A 22,063-nucleotide genomic window follows, 5' to 3' on the forward strand; every position below is an offset into this window, starting at 1 on the left:
GGTGACCGCCGGCCCCGACGGTGCCCTCACATCCAGCGTCACCTACAGAAGGCACCCCTCTCATGGCTCGTAAGCTCTCCGAAGTGGCCCGCCGCGTCGGCGTCAGCGAAGCGACCGTCAGCCGCGTCCTGAACAGCAAACCCGGAGTCTCCGACGCCACCCGCAAGGCCGTCCTCACCGCCGTCGACGTCCTCGGCTACGAACGGCCCACCCAACTGCGCGGCAGCAGCTCCCGCCTCGTCGGACTCGTCCTGCCCGAGCTGCAGAACCCCATCTTCCCCGCGCTGGCCGAAGTCGCGGGCGGCGCACTGGTCCAGCTGGGCTTCACTCCCGTGCTCTGTACGCGGACCGCCGGCGGCCTCACCGAGGCCGAATACGTGTCCATGCTGCTCGACCAACAGGTGAGCGGGGTGATCTTCTGCGGAGGCCTCAACGCGCAGGAGTACGAGGCTCTCGCGCAGCGCGGCGTGCCCGTCGTGCTGCTCAACGCCGCCGTCAGCCAGCCGCCCGCGAGCCAGGGCGGCCCGGGCTTCCCCCAGGTCTCCACCGACGACGCCACCGCGGTCGAACAGGCCTACGCACATCTCACCGCACTCGGCCACACCCGGATCGGTCTCCTCGTCGGCCCCTCCGACCACGGCCCCTCACGCCGGAAGGCCGACGCCTTCGCACGACTGACAGCACGTCACGCTCCGCACCTCCGCGAACAGCTCGTGGGGCACGCCCTGTTCTCCTTCGAAGGCGGACAGGCGGCGGCCCACGAACTCCTGCGGCAGCAGATCACCGGGCTCATCTGCGGCAGCGACATCCTGGCCCTCGGCGCCATCCGGGCGGCCCGCCGCGCGGATCTGTCCGTCCCCGAAGACCTCTCGGTGGTCGGCTACGACGATTCCGCGTTCATGAACTACACCAACCCGCCTCTGACGACCCTGCGCCAGCCCATCGACGCCATGTCCCGCTCCGCCGTCACCCTCCTGGCCAACCAGATAGGGGGAGTCCCCACCAGCTCCAACGAACTCCTGCACGAGCCCGAACTGGTGGTGCGCAACTCCACCGCACCGCCGTCACGCCAGCGCAGGATGCGCCCCGTCTCAGGGGTGGCCAGTTGAGGACCTCTCGCAGGGCTCGGCTGATGAGGGAGCACGGTCCGCTCCGTCAGACCACAGGACGTGCGGGCTGCTCGATCACGATGGCCCGCTTGAGAATCTTGCCCGTGGCCCCCTTGGGCAGAGCGTCGACCAGCCGCACGATCCGGGGGTACTTGTACGCCGCCACCCGTTCCTTGACGTGGGAGCGCAGCGACTCCGCCGTGGTGGCGGAGCCCGGCCGAAGGACCACCACGGCGGCGATCTCCTCGCCGTGCGTGGGGTCGGGCACACCGACCACCGCGGCTTCCACGACGTCCGGATGGCGGTACAGGACCTCCTCGATCTCGCGCGGATAGACGTTGTAGCCCCCGCGGATGACGAGGTCCTTCGTGCGGTCGACGACGAAGTAGTAGCCGTCCTCGTCGACCCGTGCGAGATCGCCGGTGCGGAACCAGCCGTCCCGGAACGCGAGCCGGGTGGCGTCGGGGCGATTCCAGTACCCCTTCATGACGTTCTCGCCCCGGACGGCCAGCTCGCCGACCTCGCCCGGGCCGACGACGCGGCCGTCCTTGCCGACGAGCCGCAGCTCGACCCCGTGCACCGGGAGCCCGATGGAGCCGGCCTTGCGCGGTCGATCCGGGGGATTGAAGCAGGCCACCGGCGATGTCTCCGAGAGACCGTAGCCCTCCAGCACGGTGACGCCGAGCTCTCGTTCGGTGGAGTGCAGCAGCTCCACGGGGAGCGAGGCACCGCCCGAGACCGCGAGACGCAAGTGCGGCATCGCGCCCGGGACGCCTGCCTGAAGCAGCGCGGTGTACATCGTGGGCACGCCCAGGAAGACGGTCACTGCGTCCCGGCGCAGGGTCTCCAGGGCCCTCGCCGCGTCGAAGCGCGGCAGCAGTGTCAGGCAGGCCCCCGAGGCGATCGCGGTGTTGAGGGCGCAGGTCTGGCCGAACGCGTGGAACAGCGGGAGACCACCGAACAGAACGTCGTCGGGTCCCACCCGCAACAGGGTCCGTGCCGTCGTCAGCGCGTTGGTCACCAGATTGCGGTGCGTCAGCTCCGCGCCTTTCGGGGTGCCCGTCGTGCCGGACGTGTAGAGGATCACCGCGGTGTCGCCGTCGGCTGCCTCGACCGCCCCGGCCATCGGCGGCGTCGCCCGCAACAGCGCGTCGAACTCCTCGGGAACGGCGACCAGGCACGCGGCTCCGGCCCGGTCCGCCGCCGACGTCGCCTGGCCCGACGGCCGCTACTACATGCCGCTGTTCGTCGTCCCCGCGGACGGAGAACGGTTCGACGACACCCTGCGCGCCGAGCTGGTCAGCGCGATCAGACAACACCTCTCTCCCCGCCACGTACCCGACACCATCGTCCCCATCGCGGCCGTACCCCGCACACTCACGGGCAAGAAGCTGGAGGTCCCGGTCAAACGCATCCTCCAGGGCGCGAGGATCACCGACGTCGCCGCCGAGGGATCCGTGACCAGGCCCGACATGCTGAACTGGTTCGCGAACTTCAGCGCCGAACTGGGCCACCTCTGAGGAGGCGCACGCACGGACCCCGGCTGCTTCGCGCTGTACGAAACAAGAAGGTTCTTCGCCTGCTGGTGGCACAGCGGCTGCACCCAGCCTGACCGGTGAAAACGGCCGTAGCTGTGGTTCTCGAGAGGTTGCTGGTCCGGAGATGGTCCGGATCTTGGCGCGTGTGGCGCTGGGGAGGGCAGGCTTCGGGCGCAGAGGGGCGACCGGTCGGGCACGCACGGGTCAGCGGAATCCCCGGAGCGTCCGCGAAGGATCCGACGGTCTCTTCCGTGCCGCAGGGGGCTAGGCGTTGCTCCACCCGGCTGTGCTGGAATACGAGTCAAGCAGGTCCACGACGAAGACGAGGGTCGAGCCCGCCGGGATCAACGGTGATGGCGACTGATTGCCGTAGCCGAGACGTGGGGGAATGATGATCTCGCGTCGCCCGCCGACCTTCATGCCCTTCACTCCCCGGTCCCAGCCCTTGATGACCCTGCCACTGCCCAGGGCGAACTTGAACGGCTGGCCCCGTTCCCAGGAGGCGTCGAACTCCTTCCCGGACTCGAAGGCCACCCCGACGTAGTGGACCCTGACCACCATGCCCGGCTTCACCTCGACCCCGTCCCCGACGACCAGGTCCCGGATGGTCAACTCGGTAGGAGCGTCACCCTCCGGAACGTTCACCTCGGGCTTCGTCAGTTCACTCATTGCACCCTCATAGCTCTCCGCCGAATGCCCTCCGCACAGGCCGGATGGACACATGGACACCCCATGCGGCAGAGGGACACGCTATCGGGAATGCCGAATCCGCCTGGAGGCAACTTCCCATGTGGCCGGCAACCCCGCTCGGCGCCCCCCGGCCAGGGACAGACGTGTCGGACCGTTCAGCAGTCGACTAGGTGATTGCGGAATTTCTGACGGACCAGGAGCAAGCGGCGGCGCCGTAGCTCATGCCGGCTGGCCTGCGAGTCGTACGCCTTATCGCCCAGGACGGACTTGGACCGCCGTCGTGGCCGTCCGGCGACGGACCGGTTGCGGCACCCCCCTCTGCAACCAGAGGCACATGCGATGGCCGGACTCCCTGACTGGCGGGATGACCGTCTGAGCGGGCTCAGGGCGCGTTGGGTCGAGGCGGCATCATCTTGAGGCCCGAGGCGTCCTTGTGCTCATGCACAGCAGTCTGTGGCGGTTTCGGATCGGAATGCTCTTGCCCAGTGACCAGGCCCCAGGCGTCGATGTCCTGATAGCGCCGTGGGCCCGGGTGGCCTTTTACCGTACTGCCGACCAGGTGGAGGCGTTCGGCCTGCCAAGGGCGTCCAGTAAAGCCGTCGAGGCAGGCGGCCGCCGCCGTCACGGACGCGTTGTCGTAGCGGCGAGCGCGGGCCAGCGTGAGGTGGGGACGCAGCGGACGTTCGGCGAAGACGACGTCGCAGTCCCTGATCCGCGCACGTACCGCTTCGGCCAGCTCGTGCAGTCTGTCGAGATCGCCCTCGATGCCGCTCCACAGCACTCGCTCGTCGAAGTGTCCGCCACCGAGCAGCGCCAGTTCGGGAGACGGGCGGGCAGCCGCCAGGTCGGCGAGGGGTGCACGAAGCCGCTGAACGGCCTGTACCGGCAGCTCGCCCAGGAACGCCAGGGTGATGTGCCAGTCCTCGATGCGGTTCCAGCGCAGACCGGGATAGGCGGCGTAGGCCGGGCTCAGCGCGTGCGCCAGCTCGTTCTTCGCATGGTCGGGCGGCGCGAGGGCGACAAAGGCGTGCTGGGTGGCGGTCTGGGGTGGTTCTGTCACGGATGTTTTCTTACCTCATGCGTTCACCCGTTCTCGTCGAAGGCCAAGGCCGGGAAACTCGCCGACGGCTCCAAGCATCAAGGAGCGGGCTGATACGAGTACGCCCTTCGTGTCCGCCGGAGGCGCCGCGAGGTAGAGCGAGAAACCCCATCGACGACAGACGGTAGGCACCCAAGCGGGTTGTCTGGAGGGGGTCACCGAAACGCAGATCTGTGAGCAGCACGGTGCGTACGGTATGGCGCTCATCGGCATCGGCAGCTTCACGGAAGCCCTTCTCCTCGACGTAGTAACCCACAGAGATCCAGTGCTGCAACGAGGCTTCCCCCAGGGTGAGAGGCGCGTTGCCCCTGAACGGGCAAGCTTTGCCCTGCTGCTCGACACCGCTCGTACCCGAGGGTGGATTCAGACGGACGCCCATGACTTCATGGCGATCGGTCGTGAGTATCGAAACCTCGTCCACCTCCGCAAGCAACGAGAACGCGGCGTATCCCGGACCGAGACACCGTCGGCATGTGCTGGGGACCAGTCCTCGCGGTGCTCAACGACCTCGAGACCACCCGTGAGCACATTGCCGTGTGATCACGCCCGCCACGCGACGTCGTCTGCTCTTCGTCGCATGCTTCGCACCACTGAGGCCGCCGCAACGTAGCGCCCCAGTTGGCCCGTGGCTGGTCCGGGACGGCTCTAGAAGAACCCAAGTTTCTTTGGGCTGTACCAACGAAGAACGTTCCTCGTCTGCTGGTGGTACAGGCTCGCCGTAGCCGACCAACTCGGCGCGGTCCCAGTCAGATCCGCCCGTAGCCACAGGCCGGTTCGAGCCCGGACCGATCTGGACCGGAGCTCAGTCGAGGACCGCGATCGCTTCGATCTCGACCAGATGCTCGGGTACGTCCAGTGCCGCGACGCCCAGCAGCGTCGCCGGTGGGACCGGCGTGGCGCCGAGTCTCGAGGTTGCCCGGGACATCCCTTCCAGGAGCAGAGGCATTTTGTCGGGCGACCAGTCCACGACGTAGGCGGTCAGTTTGGTCACGTCGTCGAAGGAGCCGCCGGCCGCGGCCAGTGCGGTGGCGATGTTGAGGTAGCACTGTTCGACCTGTGCGGTGAGGTCGTGCTCGCCGACCGTGGTTCCCTCAGCGTCCCAGGCGACCTGGCCGGCGACGAAGACCAGTTGCGTTCCGGATGCGATCGCCACCTGCCGGTAGATGTCGATCGTGGGCAGTCCTTCGGGGTTCATCAGAGTGACGGGCATGGCGCCTGCCTCCTTGTCGTAGAGCCGGTGGCTCGCTGCCACCGGCTCCAGGGCTGTTCCTGGTCTCTTGTGGTGACTCAGGAACCGTAGGAGAGTGACGCGCGACGTGGAAGAACGCACTTTTCGGTGACGGGGGAACCTCATGGTGACCAAGCAGTTCGCGGGCTCGCCCGACGAAGCGGACCTTCGGCGGGCCGACTCCCTGGCGCGGGAGATCTTCTCGGACATCGCCAACAAATGGGCGTTCCTGATCATCGAGGCGCTGGGGGAGGACACCCTGCGCTTCAGCGAGCTGCGGGACGCGATCGAGGGCATCAGCCACAAGATGCTCACGCAGAACCTGCGCATGCTGGAGCGCAACGGGCTGATCGACCGGACCGTGCACCCCGAGGTACCGCCACGCGTCGAATACACCCTCACCGCGCCCGGCCGGGCCCTTCGGGCCACCATCGACGGGATGTGCGACTGGACTCACCGGTACGTCGGTGACATCGAGAACTCTCGTCGCCGCTTCGACAGTTGACCAGCGCGGTGTCGCCCCGCCGGCTGAGGTGAACCGCGCGGACCCACGGCTGATGCACAGGGTGACCGAGGTCAGTTCTGGGCGGTGGGCCGGACCACGACCTCGTTCACGTCGACGGTCGCGGGCTGCTCGACGGCGAACGCGACGGCCCGGGCGATCGCCTCGGACGGGATCGCGATCCGATCCCGCATCTCGGTGATCTCTGCCCTGACCCGCGCATGCGTCGACGCCTCGGCGAAGCCGGTCGCCACGGGACCCCGGGGAGACGATGGTGACGCGCAGGGAGTCGCCCGCTTCCTGCCGTAGCCCTTCGCAGATGGCGCGGACCGCGAACTTCGTGCCGGCATGGACGACCATGGCGGGCACCATGCGATAGGCGTGCTGTCGCGCTGGTCCGCTCCAACAACCAACCCCATGCAGCCTGATGCCGCGGCATGCTCGGACCGGCCCGCATCGGCGGGTGAGGGCGGCCTCGATCGTCGCTGGGGCCGAGGGAGTCACCTGAACGTCGAATCGGGGTGCGGCTTCCTGGTTGATGTGTCGGAGAACAACGAGCGCGGCTGAGCGTCCTCCGAGCAGCGGCGTTCGTGGCCCGGTTCCACTGGATCGCCCCTCGCCGAGGACCGCCGGGCTCACCTAGGATCGGCTCGATCGGTCGATCGAGCGGGGGGGCTCATGACACTGGGGAAGCGGCTGCGGCAGTTACGGCGCGTGGCCGGGATGACCTTGGAGGAGCTGGCCGAGGCGTCGGGGGTCAGTGCCCGGGCCATCAGCGACATGGAGCGGGGGCACAGCCGGGCGCCGCAGCCCCGGACGCTCGCCGCGCTCGCCGGCTCGCTGGGGGTCGCTGAGGACGAACGCCGGCGGCTGGAGGAGGATGCCCGCGCGCTGCGCCGGAGTTCGGCCGCCGCGCGGCCGGGCCCGTGCGAACTGCCCCGTGCGGTACGCGATTTCACGGGCCGGGTGCGTGAACTGGACGTGCTCCGCCGGGCGGCGGCCGACGGTGCCCGCGGCGGGCCGACACCGGTCGTCCTGGTGCACGGGCAGGCCGGCGTCGGCAAGACCACTGTCGTGCTGCGGGCCGCCGAAGCGATACGCGACGATTATCCCGGTGGCTGCCTCTACGTCGATCTGCGTGGTGTCGATCCCGCCCCGCCCGCCGCGGGTGATGTCGCGGTACGGCTGCTGCGGGCCCTGGACATCTCGGCCCGCGCCGTCGCGGCCTCGGACGAGGAGCGGTGCGCACAGTTGCGGGCGGTACTGCGTGAGCGGCGCTGCCTGGTGATCCTGGACAATGCCGCCGACGAAGCGCAGGTGCGACCGCTGTTGCCGGGCGAGGGGGCCGGGCTGGTGCTGATGACCTGCCGACGCGTGCTCAGCGGCCTGGAGGGCGTCCGGCGGCTGGCTCTTTCTCCCTTCACGCCGCAGGAGTCGGCGGCCCTGCTGCGGACGGTCGCCGACCAGGCGGCGGAGCCCTCGGCCGCAGACGACGTCGCGGAGGTGTCCCTGCTCTGCGGGCACCTGCCGTTGGCACTGCGCATCGCCGGCACCCGCTTGTCCACCCGGTCCGGCTGGTCGGTGCGCCACTTGGTCGAGCGGCTTGCGGGGGAGGACCGGCGACTGGCCGCCCTGCGCAGTGGTGACGTCAGCGTGGTGGCCGCCTTCACGCTCTCCCACACCCAGCTCTCCATCGCGGCACGCCGGGTGTTCCGGCGGCTGGCACATCTCCCGGGCCCGGACTTCTCCGCCCCGCTGGCCGCCCTGGTGACCGAGGACGGCCTGGCGGACACCGTGGATGTGCTGGATGAACTCGTGGAGCTGGGGTTGCTCCAGCCGCGGGGCGCCGACCGGTACCAACTCCACGACCTGCTGCGGCTGTTCGCCGGAGAGCGTCTGCGGGGCGAGGAGCCGGAGGGGGAACGCGCAGCCGTCCGGCTCGACATGGCCCGGCGGCTGCTGGACATCACGGTCACCGCGGGCCGCTGGTTCGAACCCGGTCACGGCGCCCCGCCCGCGGACTGGAGAGGACCGGTCCCGCTGGCCACCTCCGACGAGGCCGCCTACTGGCTGCGGGCCGAGGCGGAGAACTGGCTCGGCGCGCTGCGGATCGCCGCCGGGGCCGGTGAGCACCGGCGGGTGGTGGAGACCGCTGAGGCGCTGCACTGGTACTCCGACATCACCATCGCCTGGCGCGGTTGGTACGAGGTGTACGGGCTCTCCCGGGCGGCGGCCGCAGGGCTGGGCGACCGCCGTCTGAAGATCGTGCACCTCAATTACCTGTCGTGGGCCGCCTCGAATTGCGCCCGCCGCTGGGAGGAGGGACTGCAGTCGGCTTTGGCGGCGCGGGATCTCGCCGCGGAAGAGGGTGACCTGAAGGAGGAGGCGTGGGCGCTGCAGTACGCGGCGGACGCCCTGAATCGTGCCGGGCGGTACGCCGAGGCGCTGGAAATGGTTCGCGCGGCTCTGCTCCCGGCCGACCTCGCCGGCGACCACGACGGGTACGTCCAGTTGTTCATCCGCATCGGGGCGATTCACATGCAACTCGGTCGCCTCGAGCAGGCTCTGGCCACCTATCAGGAGGGACTGCGTGAGGTGGCGGCCCGCCCGGTGGCGGCACGCCCGCGGCTCAGCGCGCAGGCTGGGGCCCGGGTGCACGCCGCGTATGCGCTGGCCCTTCTCGGCCGGTGGACCGAGGTGCTCGACGAGGCCGCGCGTGCGGAGCCGCTCGCGGCCGCATGCGGCGTTCCCGCACTGATCTGCCGTCTCCACCTCGCCAGAGGGCTCGCCCTGGCCGGCCTGGGCCAACACGACCGAGGAAAAGCGGAGTTGACGCGGGCACAGGAGGTGATCGCCGGCCACACGTGGCATCCGGTGGCCGGTGAGGTGCGCTCGGCACTGGGGAACCTCACCGCGCCGAGCGGCTGAGGACCGGCCGGGGCGAGCGATCCCCGGCGCGGGTCGGCGCTGCGGTTCTGCGTGCCGTTCTGCATGGTCCGGCGGGGCGGGCGCTGATTTCCTCGTCGTACGGCCGCGCAGGCCGCTTTCCGAGAGAGCCCGGATGCCCGAGAAAGGGGCGCGTTCCCTCATGCCTCCTCCTGTTACCCGTAGAACCGTACTGGCCGGAGCAGCCGCTGCCGCCACGACCGTCGGCGTTGCCGGCGCGGCCGCAGCAACCGGCCGCTCCGCGCGGCCGAAGCCGACGATCGTGCTGGTCCACGGCGCCTTCGCCGACGCGAGCGGCTGGTCCCGGGTGATCACGTGCCTGACCCGCGACGGCCACTCCGTCATCGCCCCGCCCAACCCGCTGCGCGGCGTGCACGCCGACTCCGCCTATCTCGCCGCCTTCCTCGACAGCCTGCCCGGCCCCCTCGTCCTCGTCGGGCATTCCTACGGAGGCATGCTGATCACCAATGCCGCCCACGGCAACGAACGGGTACGGGCGCTGGTCTATGTGGCGGCCTTCGCCCCCGACGCGGGCGAGACGGTGCCCGACCTCCAGACGAAGTTCCCCGGCACCCGGCTCACCGAGGCCGCGCTGGACTTCCGCCCCCACCCGCAGGGCGTCGACGGTTACGTGAAGCGGTCCGCGTTCCGCGAGGTGTTCGCCGGTGATCTGTCCCGGTCGGAGGCCGACCTGCTGTGGGCGACGCAGCGGCCCGGCGACACCGCGACCCTCTCCGAGAAGTCCGGCCCGCCCGCCTGGCAGACCGTTCCGTCCTCCTACCTGGTCGCCCGCGACGACAACCTCATTCCGGCCGCCGCCCAGCGCTTCATGGCCGAGCGGGCCGGCGCGCACACCGTCGAGGCCGGGGCCTCGCACGTCGCGATGATCTCCCAGCCGCGGACCACCGCCGCCCTCATCGGAAAGGCAGCACGATGACAAATGTGACCACCTCCGACGGCACCCGGATCTTCTACAAGGACTGGGGGACCGGACGCCCCGTCGTGCTCAGTCACGGCTGGCCGCTGAACTCCGACAGCTGGGAGGCGCAGCAGCTCTTCCTCGCCGAGCACGGCTATCGCGCCATAGCCCACGACCGCCGTGGCCACGGCCGCTCCACGCAGACCTGGCACGGCAACGAGATGGACACCTACGCCGACGACCTCGCCGCCCTTCTGGACCACCTGGACCTCCAGGAGGTGACCCTGGTCGGGTTCTCCACCGGCGGCGGCGAGATCACCCGCTACATCGGTCGGCACGGCACGGCCCGAGTCGCCCAGGCGGTGCTGGTGGCCGCGGTGCCACCGCTGATGGTCCGCCGGGACGACAACCCGGGCGGGGTGCCGGTGGAGGTGTTCGACGGCCTGCGCTCCGGCTCGCTCGCCGACCGCTCCCAGCTCTACAAGGACCTCGCCGACGGCCCGTTCTTCAACCACCCCACCACTCCGGTCTCCCAGGGTGTCCGCGACGCCTTCTGGCTGCAGTCGATGGCCGCCGGACACCGCAACGCCTACGAGTCGATCGCCGCCTTCTCCGCCACCGACTTCCGCGCCGACCTGGCCCGTTTCGACGTGCCCACGCTGGTGATCCACGGCGACGCCGACCAGGTCGTGCCGTTCGAGGTGGGCGGCAAGGCGTCGGCGTCGCTGGTCAAGGACGCCGAACTGCTCGTCTACCCGGACGCGCCGCACGGCCTGACCGACACCCACAAACAGACCCTCGGTGAGGACCTGCTCGCCTTTTTGGAGGGGTACGGAAAATGAGCACGATCGTGCTGATCCACGGACTGTGGGTGACCCCGCGCAGCTGGGAGCGGTGGATCCCGTACTACGAGGCGAAGGGGCACACGGTGCTCGCGCCGGCGTACCCCGGCTTCGAGGCCGAGGTGGAGGCGCTGCGGGCCGACCCTTCCCCCATCGCGTCGCTGACCGTGCCCGAGACCGTTGCCCACCTGGAGAAGGTGATCACCGCGCTGCCGGAGAAGCCGGTCCTCATCGGTCACTCCTTCGGCGGGGTGCTCACCCAGCTCCTGCTCGACCGGGGCCACGGCTCGGCAGGAGTCGTGATCGACTCGGCGCCGCCCCAGGGCATCCGCGTCAACCCGCCCTCACAGCTCCGTTCCCTCTTCCCGATCCTCAACAACCCGGCCAAGCGGCACCGGGCGGCGGGCTTCACCCCCGAGCAGTTCCACTACGCGTTCACCAACACCCTCCCGGAGGACGAGGCACGAACGGCCTACGACCGCTACGCCATCCCCGCTCCGGGCAGCTGGGTGTGGACGTACGGGCTGATCGCCAACCTCACCCCCGGCAGACGGGAGACCTGGGTCGACTTTCACAATCCCGACCGGGCCCCGCTGCTCTTCATCGCCGGGGGGCGGGACCACATCATGCCGCCCGCGGTGAACAAGTCCAACGCCCGCCACTACAAGGCACCAGGGACTGTCACGGACTACCACGAGTTCCCCGAGCGGTCCCACTGGACGTGTGCGGAGCCGGGCTGGGAAGAGGTCGCCGACCGGGCGCTGGACTGGGCACTGCGTCACGCAGAAGCCTGAACCGAGCCGCTGACCCGGGCACGGAGGCTCTCGGCCCGGGCCGCGCGGCCGGCCCCTCCCGACCACAAGCACGGCGCCGGGCCATTCCTCAGGCCCGGCGCCGCCATCTCCTACGCCTTTGCTCCTACCCGGAAGGGGCGCGCCTGGCCGCGACACCTTCCGGCACGGCAGCGCTGCACTCCTGCCCACTGACTTCCGCACGCCCTCGACGCGCAGGGCGTGCCCACCTTCGACACTCACGCCAGCGAGGACTGATGGCCATGCCCGACGTCAAGAACGACCGCAAGATCGCAGGTGACGCCCTGCAAGGTGCTCTGGTGGACCTCCTGGACCTGTCGCTGCTCGCCAAGCAGGCCCACTGGAATCTCTACGGCCCACGGTTCCACTCTCTCCACCTCAGGCTCGACGACGTGGTCGCCATGGTCCGCACCCGAGCCGACGAGGTGGCCGAACGCGCCGCGACCATCGGAGTGAGCCCGGACGGGCAAGCAGCCACCGTCGCCGCCACCAGCGTCCTGTCCGCCTTCGCCCCGGGCTGGATCAAGGACACCGAAGCGCTCACCGCCCTCAGCTCGGCGTTGTTCACCGTCATAGGTCGCATGCGGGACCGGATCACAGTCTTCGGCGCCGCTGATCCAGTCACCCAGGATCTCCTGATCGGCGTCGTCGCCGACCTGGAGAAGCACCACTGGATGTTCCGCGCCGAATCAGGCATCCCCGCATAGAGCTCGTGACACGATCACGCTCCGCGATTCTTGAGGCGTCTCCACGCAGGAACGGGTCGCCGGCGGCGGGCACGATATGAGTCAACAACCACCAAGGCAATGGGCCGCTTGGCCCGCCACTGGTCCGGGAGAATCCGCTCAAGACGTCAATCGTGTCGCGAGGCACCCGGGCGATCGCAGAGGACAGTACACGTGTACAGGTTGCCTGGAGTGCAACGGAGCCTCCAGGCAACCGACTTGAGGCTCTAGAAGAACCCAAGCTTCTTCACGCTGTACGACACCAGAAGATTCTTCGTCTGCTGGTAGTGCTCCAGCATCATCTTGTGGTTCTCCCGTCCGATCCCCGACTGCTTGTACCCGCCGAACGCCGCGTGCGCCGGGTACGCGTGGTAGCAGTTCGTCCAGACGCGGCCCGCCTGGATCGAACGGCCCGCGCGGTAGGCCGTGTTGATGTCGCGGGTCCACACGCCCGCGCCGAGCCCGTACAGCGTGTCGTTGGCGATCTTGATGGCGTCGTCGTAGTCGGCGAACGAGGCGACCGAGACGACCGGGCCGAAGATCTCCTCCTGGAAGATCCGCATGCGGTTGGAGCCCTCGAAGATGGTCGGCTGGACGTAGTAGCCGCCCGCCAGTTCGCCGTCGTGCTCGATGCGCTGTCCGCCCGTGAGGACCTTCGCGCCCTCCTGCTGGCCGATGTCCAGGTACGAGAGGATCTTCTGCAGCTGGTCGTTGGAGGCCTGGGCGCCGATCATCGTGTCGGTGTCCAGCGGGTGGCCCGGCTTGATGGCCTCCGTGCGGGCGATCGCCGCCTCGAGGAACTCGCTGTAGTGGCCCTGCTGGATGAGTGCCCGGGACGGGCAGGTGCAGACCTCGCCCTGGTTGAGCGCGAACATCGTGAAGCCTTCGAGGGCCTTGTCGCGGAAGTCGTCGTCCTTCGCCCAGACGTCGTCGAAGAAGATGTTGGGGGACTTGCCGCCGAGTTCGAGGGTGACCGGCTTGATGTTCTCGGACGCGTACTGCATGATCAGGCGGCCCGTCGTGGTCTCGCCCGTGAACGCGACCTTCGCCACGCGCGAGCTGGAGGCCAGCGGCTTGCCCGCCTCGACGCCGAAGCCGTTGACGACGTTGACGACGCCCGGCGGGATCAGGTCCGCGACCAGGCTCAGCCAGAAGTGGATCGAGGCGGGTGTCTGCTCGGCCGGCTTGATGACGACCGCGTTGCCGGCCGCGAGCGCCGGGGCCAGCTTCCATGTCGCCATCAGGATCGGGAAGTTCCACGGGATGATCTGCGCGACGACGCCCAGCGGCTCGTGGAAGTGGTACGCGACCGTGTCGTCGTCGATCTCGGAGAGGCTGCCCTCCTGCGCGCGGACCGCGCCCGCGAAGTAGCGGAAGTGGTCGATCGCGAGCGGGATGTCGGCGGCGAGGGTCTCGCGGACCGGCTTGCCGTTCTCCCAGCTCTCCGCGACGGCGAGCTGCTCGAGGTTCGCCTCCATCCGGTCGGCGATCTTGAGGAGGATGTCGGCGCGGGCACCGGCGGAGGTGCGGCCCCAGGCGGGCGCGGCGGCGTGCGCGGCGTCGAGGGCGGCCTCGACGTCCTCGACGGTGCCGCGCGCGATCTCGGTGAACGGCTGTCCGTTCACCGGGCTCGGGTTCTCGAAGTACTGGCCGCGGGCGGGCGGCACGTACTCGCCGCCGATGAAATGGTCGTAGCGGGCCTGGTAGGAGACGACGGAGCCCTCGGTGCCGGGCGCGGTGTAACGGGTCATCTTGGCTGGCCTCCAGTGCGGGCTGCCCGCCGTTGGGCAGCTTTCGCCCGGGAGGCTAGGGACCAGGACGTTGCAGCTACGTTGCGTACGGGTCCGGGGCGCGCTGTTCCTCGTCCAGCGCCGCGAGGCGGGTCAGGACCGGCGGAGTCGGACGGGCCGCGGCGAGCGCCTGCCAGACGGCGAGGTCGTCCTCGCCCCAGGGGGCGTGCGCCCAGTCCGCGAGCAGGTCCGGGTCACCCCGCGCGATGAGCGCCGCCCGCAGCCCGTCGGCGAGCCTGCGTCGTATACGGGCCACCGCCGGCGCCTGCGAGGCCGGCAGCAGCGGACCCGTGTACGCGGACGCCGCCGCGGTCACCGCGCCGGAGCCGAGGCGCCGCTCCACCGTGGTGAGGTCCGAGTCGACCGGGACGGCGAGGCGGTAGGGGCGGGACGTGAGGACATCCGGGCCCAGCACTCTGCGCAGCCGGGCGAGTTCGGCCCGCAGGGTCACCGGCGTGACCCGTTCGTCGTCGTACAGGAAACACATCAGCTCGTCGCCGCTCAGGCCCTCCGGATGGCGGGACAGGAGGACGACCAGTTCGCTGTGGCGGCGGCTCAGGCGGATCTTGTGGCCGGATGCGGTGACCAGCAGCGCCTCGTCGCGGCCGAGCGCGTTCAGCCGCAGACCCGGCCCGGCCGTCGGTCCGGGGGCGAGCAGCGCGAGCTGGGACTCGGCGGCGCGGGCCACCGCCTGCACGAACGCGAGGCTGTGCGGATGCGCGAGGCCGTCCCCGCCGGTGATGTCGACCGCGCCGAGCAGCCGCCCGGAGTGCGGATCGTGCACGGGAGCCGCCGCGCACGTCCACGGCTGCACCTCGCGGATGAAGTGCTCGGCGGCGAACACCTGCACCGGGCGGTCCACGGCGACCGCCGTCCCCGGCGCGTTCGTCCCCATCGCCGACTCCGACCAGCGGGCCCCCGGCACGAAGTTCATCCCGTCCGCCCGCCGCCGGGTGGCCGGATGACCCTCGACCCACAGCAGCCGGCCCTGCGCGTCGCACACGGCCAGGAGATGCTCTCCGTCCGACGCGAACGTGCCCATCAGCTCGCGGAACAACGGCATCACCCGGGACAGCGGATGCTCCGCGCGATACGCCCCGAGGTCGCCGTCGGTCAGCTCCACCGCCGCCGACGCGTCCGGGCTCACGTGCGCCCCGGCCGAGCGGCGCCAGGAATCGGCGACCACCGGACGCACCGGACGGGCGACGGTGCCCGCCGCGGTGAACCGGTCATGGGCGTGACGCAGCGCCCGCACCCGCTCGGAGGGATCGGCGCCCGGCTCCAGGGCGACCCAGGGATCGGTCAACTCGGCCTCCAGACGGCGATGCGGTGGGGACATCGTCGCTCCGGCGGCGCGGGTCGACAAGGAGCCGGGCACGGATCGTCCGAGGTGGCACATGCCGCCCCGGACGCGGCGTCAGGCGAAGTTCACCATCCGGATGTAGCGCGTCCAGTCCCAGTACGGGCCCGGATCGGTGTGGTCGGTGCCGGGAACCTCCACGTGGCCGATGATGTGCTCGCGATCCATCGGAATGCCGTACCGGGCACAGATCGACGCGGTCAGCGCCGCCGACTGCTCGTACATCGCGTCGGTGAAGTACTCGGGCTTGTCGACCCAGCCCTCGTGCTCGATACCGATGCTGCGCGTGTTGTAGTCCCAGTTCCCCGCGTGCCAGGCGACGTTCTTCTCGCGCACGCACTGCGCGATGTGTCCGTCGGCCGAGCGCACGAGATAGTGCGGGGAGACCTGCTTCGCGGAGTTCTTGAAGATGGCGACGGCGTCGGCATAGGTCTCCTGCGTGACGTGGACGACGACGTAGTCGACGGGATACGACGACGGGCGGCTGGACACGGTGTAGTTGGAGGTGCTCGCGGGGACGGACTCGGCCGGCGGGTAGTCGACCGCCTGTGCCCCGGCGCCGGCCCGGCCCGCTGGCAGCAGCGCGGCGGGCACCGCGGCCAGCGCCCCGGCCTGGAGCAGACGGCGGCGGCTGGGGCGGCCGGGGGAGTGTGCTCCTCTTGCTCGGTCCATGACGATCCTGCCTCTCGAATGGCTCGGACGGTGGGGGGAACCGGCAGCGCCTGGACGCTGCCGCAGAGCTCGGGGCTGCGGTGCCCGGTGGTTCAACGCTCGGGGCGCGGCAGGGTCGCCGTGCTCTCGCGCGGCCGTGCGTGCAGTCCGCGGTGCGTCTCGCGCGCCGGCGGCCGCTCCTCGCGGAGCTCGGCGACGCAGGTGTCATCGGTGTCGCAGACGTTCGCCAGCGGTGACCCGACGGTCCGCGTGGCGAACCGGTGGGCGTCCAACTCGCTGACGCCGTAGTCCCGTACGAGCCACCGCACCAGGTCGAGCCGGGACACCCGGAAGGCGTTCTCCAGCCCGGCCAGGCGTGGCGGATGACGTCGCGTCGGCACGAGCCGGACGACGACCCCGAGGGCGAGCCAGGTGCCGACGACGGGACCCGCGTACGGAACGGGGGCGGGGATGCCCGCCGCGGACAGCAGCGCGGGCACGAACGCGACGGTCCCGAGCAGCGGGCACAACAGGTGCTGCACAGGACTGCTTCCGATCGCCAGCCTCTGGTCTCCGACGGCGTCCCCCGACACAGGAATCCCCTTCCCGTGCGCACGCCGCCACCCGTCGGACGGACAGGAGTCCGGCGCCTCGCGTGAAGTACGGTACGGCGCCCGCAGGTTGGCGCGAAAGAGGGCGCGACGCCCCTGTGGAGAACCCACGGAATGTGCACAACCGCACGTCAGAGGTCCGAACCACTGGCAGCGGCGGGCCCGGCCGGGGCGGCGCGCTACGCCTCCTGCGCGACTCCCATCGGGTCGTCGAGCACCGCCCGCACTACGGAATGCGCCGCGCCGAGCAGCGGCCCGTCCGAGCCGAACCGGGAGACGGCGACCCCGTCGGCCGGAGTCGCCGTGCGGCGCGTCAACTCACGCTCCAGGGACGGCAGAAGCCACGGCGCGAGACGGGACAGCGCGCCGCCCAGCACCACCGCGCGCGGATCGAGCAGATTCACCGCGCCGGTCAGCGCGATGCCCAGCGCGGTGCCGGCGCCGCGCAGCGCACGGCGGGTGGCCGTGTCGCCCGCCTCGGCCCGCTCGGCCAGCAGCGACACCCGGTCCGCGCCCGGCGCGACGCCCGCCGCCCGCAGCACCGCCTCCTCGCCCGCGTACTGCTCCAGGCAGCCGCGCCCGCCGCACGGGCAGGCCGGACCCTCGGGGCGTACCGGAACATGCCCGAGCTCGCCCGCGAACCCCCTTGCCCCGCGCAGCAGTTGACCGTCGACGACCAGGGCGGCGCCGATACCGATCTCCGCCGACACATGAAGGAAGTCCGCCGGGGACTCCGCGGCGAGCCACAGCTCGGCGAGCGCGCCGAAGTTCGCCTCGTTGTCGACGCTCAGCGGCACCTCGCAGGGCAGCAGCGCGGCGACGTCCGTGTCGTGCCAGTCCAGGTTGGGGGCGCGGACGACGGTCTGGGTGCCCCGCGCCACGAGTCCGGGCACCGCGACGGCGAGCCCCGCCGGGCGCAGCCCCTCCGCCGCGGCCTCCTCGGTCACCTGCCGCACCAGCTCCGCGAGGTCGAGCAGCACGGGGCCCGGCGCGCGCCCCCGGTTGCCGACCCGCAGCTCCGCGCGCGCCCGCACCTCGCCGCGCAGGTCCACCGCGCACACCGCGAGATGGTCGACGCCCACCTCGGCGCCCAGCCCGGCGGGGCCCCGGCCGCTGACCGCGAGCGCGGAGCCCGGCCGGCCCACACCGCCGGGCCGCTGCGGCCCGAGCTCCTCCAGGAGACCGGCCCGGATCAGCTCGTCGACGAGCGTGGAGACGGCGGCCCGGGTCAGCCCGATGCGGCCCGCCACCGACGCCCGGGACAGAGGGCCCGCGGCGGCGACCGCGTGCATCACGCGGGACAGGTTGCGGCGGCGCATGCCCTGCTGGGTGTCGGGCGTCCCCGGCCGGGGACGGTGCAGTGGTGCGGTCATGCGGTCATGCTCCCAGGATGTGCGACGGGCGATGCGCGCAGGTCGACGTGAGCGGCCCGGCCGCGCGGCCGGGCGGGCACGGCGTCCCGGTCACGGCCGCTCCAGCAGCGGCGCCGCGCCCGCCAGCACCCCCGAGAGCCGCTCCAGGGTCGCCTCGTCCCGTTCCACCGCGTCGAGGACAGGACCGCGCGCGGTCTCCCAGCGCCGGGCCACGGCCCCCGGGTCCTCGCCGGTGAGCAGGCCCGCGGCCTGCGCGGCGGCGCCGAGCGCCACCAGCTCGCGGGCCTCGGGGACCTGGACGGCCCGCCCCGACAGCCGGCGCACGGTCTCCTGCCAGGCCGTGCCGCGCGCGCCGCCACCGATCAGCAGCAGGGGAGCGGACCGGTCGGCCTCGTCGTCCAGGACCCGGTCGAGGGCGCCGAGCAGCGCGTGCACCGCCCCGTCGTACGCCGCCTGCAGCAGCTGCCCGCCGGTCGTGTCGTGCCGCAGACCGGTCAACAGGCCGGAGGCGTGCGGGAGATCGGGGGTCCGCTCGCTGTCGAGGTAGGGCAGGATCGTCGCGGTGCCGCCCGTCTCGACGGCCTCCCGGTCCAGGCCGAGCAGCGCGGCGATCCGGTCCACGGCGAGGGTGCAGTTCAGCGTGCAGGCCAGCGGCAGCCAGTCGCCGCGCGCGTCCGCGAACCCGGCGACGGTGCCGCTCGCGTCCGCGGGCCGGCGCCGGGACACCGCGTACACCGTGCCGGACGTGCCGAGGCTCAGTACGGGCGTGCCCGGCAGCAGGCCGAGGCCGAGCGCGGCGGCGGCGTTGTCCCCGGTGCCGGCGGCCACCAGCGTGCCCTTGGAGAAGGGCAGTCCGTCCGCCGCGTCGCGGACCGTGCCCGCGACCTCGCCGGGCGCGACCACGCTGGGCAGCAGCGCGGGATCGAGCCCGACCCGCCCGAGGATGTCCTCGTCGTACGCCTCGGTCGCCGACGCCCACCATCCCGTACCGGACGCGTCGCCCCGGTCCGTCGTGCCCGCACCCGTCAGCCGCCCGGTCAGGTAGTCGTGCGGCAGCCGCACCGCCGCCGTCGCGCGTACGGCCTCCGGCTCGTGCTCGGCCAGCCACGCCCACTTCGACACCGTGAAGGAGGCCCCGGGTACGCTCCCGAACCGGTCCGCCCACACCTTCGCCCCGCCCAGCTCGTCCACCAGACGGCGGGCCTGCGGCGCGGAGCGCACGTCGTTCCACAACAGCGCCGGACGCACCGGCCGCCCCTGGGCGTCGAGCGTCACCAGGCCGTGCTGCTGCCCGCCCACCGACACGGCCGACGCGCGGCGTGCCGCGTCGCCGCACTGGGCGAGCGCCGAGGTCAGCGCGGTGTACCACTCCTCGGGGTCGCTCTCGCGGCCCGCGCCCGAGGTCACCGTGTGCGGCGCCTGCCCGCTGGCCACGACCGCGCCCGTGGCGACATCGACGACCAGGGCCTTCGTGGACTGCGTGGAACTGTCGACCCCGACGACAAGGGGGCCCTCGGCAGCTGACATGCGGCTCTCCTGATTTCCGGTGATCCCGTGATCGTGAAAGGTCCGATCCGGGTCGGCTCTTCCCAGCGGCGTGCCCGCATACTAATTTGTAAAGCGCCATGACGAAATAGGCGGGCGACATGACATGCCATGCCGCCCGCGATCGGCGAGGGAGCCGCGAGATGACGTACCAGCCCACCCCCGACGACAAGTTCAGCTTCGGCCTCTGGACGGTCGGCTGGCAGGGCCGCGACCCGTTCGGCGACGCGACCCGCCCCGCGCTCGACCCGGTCGAGTCCGTGCAGCGCCTGGCCGAGCTCGGTGCCTACGGCGTCACGTTCCACGACGACGACCTGATCCCCTTCGGTGCCTCCGACACCGAGCGCGAGTCCCACATCAAGCGCTTCCGCCAGGCACTCGACACCACCGGCCTGGTCGTCCCGATGGCGACGACGAACCTCTTCACGCACCCGGTCTTCAAGGACGGCGGCTTCACCGCCAACGACCGCGACGTGCGCCGCTACGCGCTGCGCAAGACCATGCGCAACATCGACCTCGCCGCCGAGCTGGGCGCGCAGACCTACGTCGCATGGGGCGGCCGCGAGGGTGCCGAGTCCGGCGGTGCCAAGGACGTCCGGCACGCGCTCGACCGGATGAAGGAGGCCTTCGACCTCCTCGGCGAGTACGTCATCGAGAAGGGCTACGACCTCAAGTTCGCCATCGAGCCCAAGCCGAACGAGCCCCGCGGCGACATCCTCCTGCCCACCGTCGGCCACGCCCTCGCCTTCATCGAGCGCCTGGAGCGCCCGGAGATGTACGGCGTGAACCCGGAGGTCGGCCACGAGCAGATGGCCGGCCTGAACTTCCCGCACGGCATCGCCCAGGCCCTGTGGGCGGGCAAGCTGTTCCACATCGACCTCAACGGCCAGTCCGGCATCAAGTACGACCAGGACCTGCGCTTCGGCGCCGGTGACCTGCGCTCCGCCTTCTGGCTCGTCGACCTCCTGGAGACGGCCGGCTACGCGGGCCCGCGGCACTTCGACTTCAAGCCGCCGCGGACCGAGGACTTCGACGGTGTCTGGGCGTCCGCCGCGGGCTGCATGCGCAACTACCTGATCCTCAAGGACCGTGCCGCCGCCTTCCGCGCCGACCCCGAGGTGCAGGAAGCGCTGCGCGCGTCGCGCCTGGACGAGCTGGCGCAGCCGACGGCGGCCGACGGCGTCGCCGCGCTCCTCGCGGACAAGAGCGCCTACGAGGAGTTCGACGTGAACGCCGCCGCCGAGCGCGGCATGGCCTTCGAGCGCCTGGACCAGCTGGCCATGGACCACCTGCTGGCCGCCCGCGGCTGACCGCACACGGGTCAGGGGAGACCACAACTTCCCTCCGGGGGTCGCGTGTTGGACCGTCGACGGGGACCCTGGGGGTATGTCCGTACCCCCGCCCCCGTCGCAGCCGCCCCCGCCGCCCAGCGATCGACCGCCCTCGGGCGACGGGTTCGGCCCGCCGCCCGGGGGCTCCTACGGTGCACCGCCACCCGAGGAACCGCGGCGCCCCGGGCGACGCCCCCTCCTCCTGCTCGCCGTGCTCGTCGCCCTCGTGGTGATCGTCGGCGCCGTCGTGCTCGTGGCGACGCGCGACACCGGCGGCGACGGCCGGCCCTCGCCGGCCAGCAGCAGCCAACGAGGCACGCCCTCACCGTCGTTGAGCATCCCGAGCGAGCTCCCGAGCGCGCTGCCCAGCGAACTTCCCAGCGGCCTGCCGTCCGGGATCCCGACCGAACTGCCCAGCGAGCTCCCCAGCGGCCTGCTGCCGAGCGACGTGGAGTCCCTGCTGCCGTGACGCTCCGCCCGGAGGACCGGGACGGGTGTTACAGGATGGACGGATGACTGCCTTCTACCATGTGTGCTTCGCCGTTCCCGACATCGAGCCGGCGATGCGGGACCTCCAACGGGCGGCCGGGGTGACCTGGAGCGACCCGGTGTCCGACCGGCTCGGCGCGTGGGACTACCGCATCGCCTTCACCCAGGGCGGGCCGCCCTTCATCGAGCTGATCGCAGGCGCGCGCGGCAGCCCGTGGGACGCTGCCGCGGGACCCCGGTTCGATCACCTGGGCTTCTGGTCGAGCGATGTCGACCGAGGATCCCGTCGCCTGACGGACGCCGGTTTCTCCGTGGACTTCTCGGGCTGCCCCTACGGCCGGCCCTTCGCCTACCACCGGATGGACAGCATCGGTGCCCGCGTCGAACTCGTCGACCTCGGCCGCCAGTCCGGCTTCCTCCGCGCCTGGCATCCGGACGGCGCACCGATGCCGGCCATCGACGAGACGGCCGGCGAACAGCCCTGAAGCAGTGACCGGGGCGCT

The 22,063-nt window shown here is 71.2% G+C and carries 21 protein-coding genes and 1 pseudogene; 11 read left to right on the forward strand and 11 right to left on the reverse strand.

All coding sequences use genetic code 11. The annotated features are described in order from the left end of the window. Nucleotides 1-62 precede the first annotated feature (62 nt). Complete coding sequence (locus ACVHNB_RS16820) at nt 63-1,109, forward strand: LacI family DNA-binding transcriptional regulator (protein ID WP_456228488.1); 1,047 nt, start codon at nt 63-65, stop codon at nt 1,107-1,109. A 46-nt stretch (nt 1,110-1,155) separates the two neighbouring features. Here the strand turns inward: ACVHNB_RS16820 and ACVHNB_RS16825 are convergent, their stop codons facing one another. Then, on the reverse strand, nt 1,156-2,235 hold the full coding sequence (locus ACVHNB_RS16825; protein ID WP_456228489.1) for an AMP-binding protein: 1,080 nt from the start codon (nt 2,233-2,235) through the stop codon (nt 1,156-1,158). Here ACVHNB_RS16825 and ACVHNB_RS16830 point away from each other — a divergent pair. Next, nucleotides 2,201-2,629 (forward strand): AMP-binding enzyme, encoded by a 429-nt coding sequence (locus tag ACVHNB_RS16830; RefSeq protein ID WP_428950337.1) that lies wholly within the window; start codon nt 2,201-2,203, stop codon nt 2,627-2,629. The genes ACVHNB_RS16825 and ACVHNB_RS16830 overlap by 35 nt on opposite strands. A gap of 282 nt (nt 2,630-2,911) precedes the next feature. On the opposite strand, the gene ACVHNB_RS16835 is transcribed toward ACVHNB_RS16830, so the two are convergent. The 3 genes from ACVHNB_RS16835 to ACVHNB_RS16845 form a co-directional block, all read right to left on the reverse strand. Continuing rightward, nucleotides 2,912-3,316, reverse strand: coding sequence for an FKBP-type peptidyl-prolyl cis-trans isomerase (locus ACVHNB_RS16835; RefSeq protein WP_428950336.1), 405 nt, complete (start codon nt 3,314-3,316; stop codon nt 2,912-2,914). Between the two features lie 403 nt (nt 3,317-3,719). Continuing rightward, a complete protein-coding gene (gene thpR, locus ACVHNB_RS16840) occupies nt 3,720-4,397 on the reverse strand; it encodes an RNA 2',3'-cyclic phosphodiesterase (RefSeq protein ID WP_428950335.1) in 678 nt (225 codons plus the stop codon). Nucleotides 4,398-5,238: 841 nt separating this feature from the next. Beyond that, nucleotides 5,239-5,646 carry a RidA family protein gene (locus ACVHNB_RS16845; protein WP_456228490.1) on the reverse strand — a complete coding sequence of 136 codons (408 nt, stop codon included), beginning with the start codon at nt 5,644-5,646 and terminating at the stop codon, nt 5,239-5,241. Between the two features lie 142 nt (nt 5,647-5,788). On the opposite strand from ACVHNB_RS16845, the gene ACVHNB_RS16850 reads away from it, so the two are divergent. Beyond that, nucleotides 5,789-6,169, forward strand: coding sequence for a winged helix-turn-helix transcriptional regulator (locus tag ACVHNB_RS16850; protein ID WP_456228491.1), 381 nt, complete (start codon nt 5,789-5,791; stop codon nt 6,167-6,169). 71 nt (nt 6,170-6,240) lie between these two features. Here ACVHNB_RS16850 and ACVHNB_RS16855 read toward each other — a convergent pair. After that, nucleotides 6,241-6,547, reverse strand: a pseudogene (locus tag ACVHNB_RS16855) (SDR family oxidoreductase); the annotation flags it as partial. Between the two features lie 297 nt (nt 6,548-6,844). Between ACVHNB_RS16855 and ACVHNB_RS16860 the strand changes: the two are divergent. The 5 genes from ACVHNB_RS16860 (at nt 6,845) to ACVHNB_RS16880 (ending at nt 12,392) form a co-directional block, all read left to right on the forward strand. Beyond that, nucleotides 6,845-9,094 carry an ATP-binding protein gene (locus ACVHNB_RS16860; RefSeq protein WP_456228492.1) on the forward strand — a complete coding sequence of 750 codons (2,250 nt, stop codon included), beginning with the start codon at nt 6,845-6,847 and terminating at the stop codon, nt 9,092-9,094. 160 nt (nt 9,095-9,254) lie between these two features. After that, complete coding sequence (locus ACVHNB_RS16865; RefSeq protein ID WP_456228493.1) at nt 9,255-10,049, forward strand: alpha/beta fold hydrolase; 795 nt, start codon at nt 9,255-9,257, stop codon at nt 10,047-10,049. Further along, nucleotides 10,046-10,873 carry an alpha/beta fold hydrolase gene (locus ACVHNB_RS16870; RefSeq protein WP_456228494.1) on the forward strand — a complete coding sequence of 276 codons (828 nt, stop codon included), beginning with the start codon at nt 10,046-10,048 and terminating at the stop codon, nt 10,871-10,873. The genes ACVHNB_RS16865 and ACVHNB_RS16870 overlap by 4 nt, the downstream gene beginning before the upstream one ends. After that, a complete protein-coding gene (locus tag ACVHNB_RS16875; protein ID WP_456228495.1) occupies nt 10,870-11,667 on the forward strand; it encodes an alpha/beta hydrolase in 798 nt (265 codons plus the stop codon). Before ACVHNB_RS16870 ends, ACVHNB_RS16875 begins: the two co-directional genes overlap by 4 nt. A gap of 254 nt (nt 11,668-11,921) precedes the next feature. Further along, a complete protein-coding gene (locus tag ACVHNB_RS16880; RefSeq protein ID WP_456228496.1) occupies nt 11,922-12,392 on the forward strand; it encodes a Dps family protein in 471 nt (156 codons plus the stop codon). A 245-nt stretch (nt 12,393-12,637) separates the two neighbouring features. Here the strand turns inward: ACVHNB_RS16880 and exaC are convergent, their stop codons facing one another. From exaC to xylB, 6 genes are all read right to left on the reverse strand, one after another. After that, nucleotides 12,638-14,161, reverse strand: a complete 1,524-nt coding sequence (gene exaC, locus ACVHNB_RS16885; RefSeq protein WP_456228497.1) for an acetaldehyde dehydrogenase ExaC — start codon at nt 14,159-14,161, stop codon at nt 12,638-12,640. Between the two features lie 76 nt (nt 14,162-14,237). Then, nucleotides 14,238-15,506 (reverse strand): GAF domain-containing protein, encoded by a 1,269-nt coding sequence (locus ACVHNB_RS16890; RefSeq protein ID WP_456228896.1) that lies wholly within the window; start codon nt 15,504-15,506, stop codon nt 14,238-14,240. Nucleotides 15,507-15,617: 111 nt separating this feature from the next. Beyond that, a complete protein-coding gene (locus ACVHNB_RS16895; RefSeq protein WP_428950332.1) occupies nt 15,618-16,232 on the reverse strand; it encodes an N-acetylmuramoyl-L-alanine amidase in 615 nt (204 codons plus the stop codon). 92 nt (nt 16,233-16,324) lie between these two features. After that, a complete protein-coding gene (locus ACVHNB_RS16900; protein WP_456228498.1) occupies nt 16,325-16,753 on the reverse strand; it encodes a hypothetical protein in 429 nt (142 codons plus the stop codon). A 248-nt stretch (nt 16,754-17,001) separates the two neighbouring features. After that, nucleotides 17,002-18,195 (reverse strand): ROK family protein, encoded by a 1,194-nt coding sequence (locus ACVHNB_RS16905; RefSeq protein WP_428950330.1) that lies wholly within the window; start codon nt 18,193-18,195, stop codon nt 17,002-17,004. Nucleotides 18,196-18,285: 90 nt separating this feature from the next. After that, the gene (xylB, locus tag ACVHNB_RS16910) at nt 18,286-19,722 is read right to left on the reverse strand and encodes a xylulokinase (protein ID WP_456228499.1); all 1,437 of its coding nucleotides are present in this window, start codon (nt 19,720-19,722) and stop codon (nt 18,286-18,288) included. Nucleotides 19,723-19,883: 161 nt separating this feature from the next. On the opposite strand from xylB, the gene xylA reads away from it, so the two are divergent. The 3 genes from xylA to ACVHNB_RS16925 all read left to right on the forward strand — a co-directional run bounded on the left by xylA (nt 19,884) and on the right by ACVHNB_RS16925 (nt 22,045). Further along, nucleotides 19,884-21,050 (forward strand): xylose isomerase, encoded by a 1,167-nt coding sequence (gene xylA / locus ACVHNB_RS16915; RefSeq protein ID WP_428950328.1) that lies wholly within the window; start codon nt 19,884-19,886, stop codon nt 21,048-21,050. Nucleotides 21,051-21,126: 76 nt separating this feature from the next. After that, a complete protein-coding gene (locus ACVHNB_RS16920; protein ID WP_428950327.1) occupies nt 21,127-21,540 on the forward strand; it encodes a hypothetical protein in 414 nt (137 codons plus the stop codon). 43 nt (nt 21,541-21,583) lie between these two features. Next, the gene (locus ACVHNB_RS16925) at nt 21,584-22,045 is read left to right on the forward strand and encodes a VOC family protein (protein WP_456228500.1); all 462 of its coding nucleotides are present in this window, start codon (nt 21,584-21,586) and stop codon (nt 22,043-22,045) included. Nucleotides 22,046-22,063 lie beyond the last annotated feature (18 nt).

Source organism: Streptomyces sp. YJ-C3 (assembly GCF_053891275.1).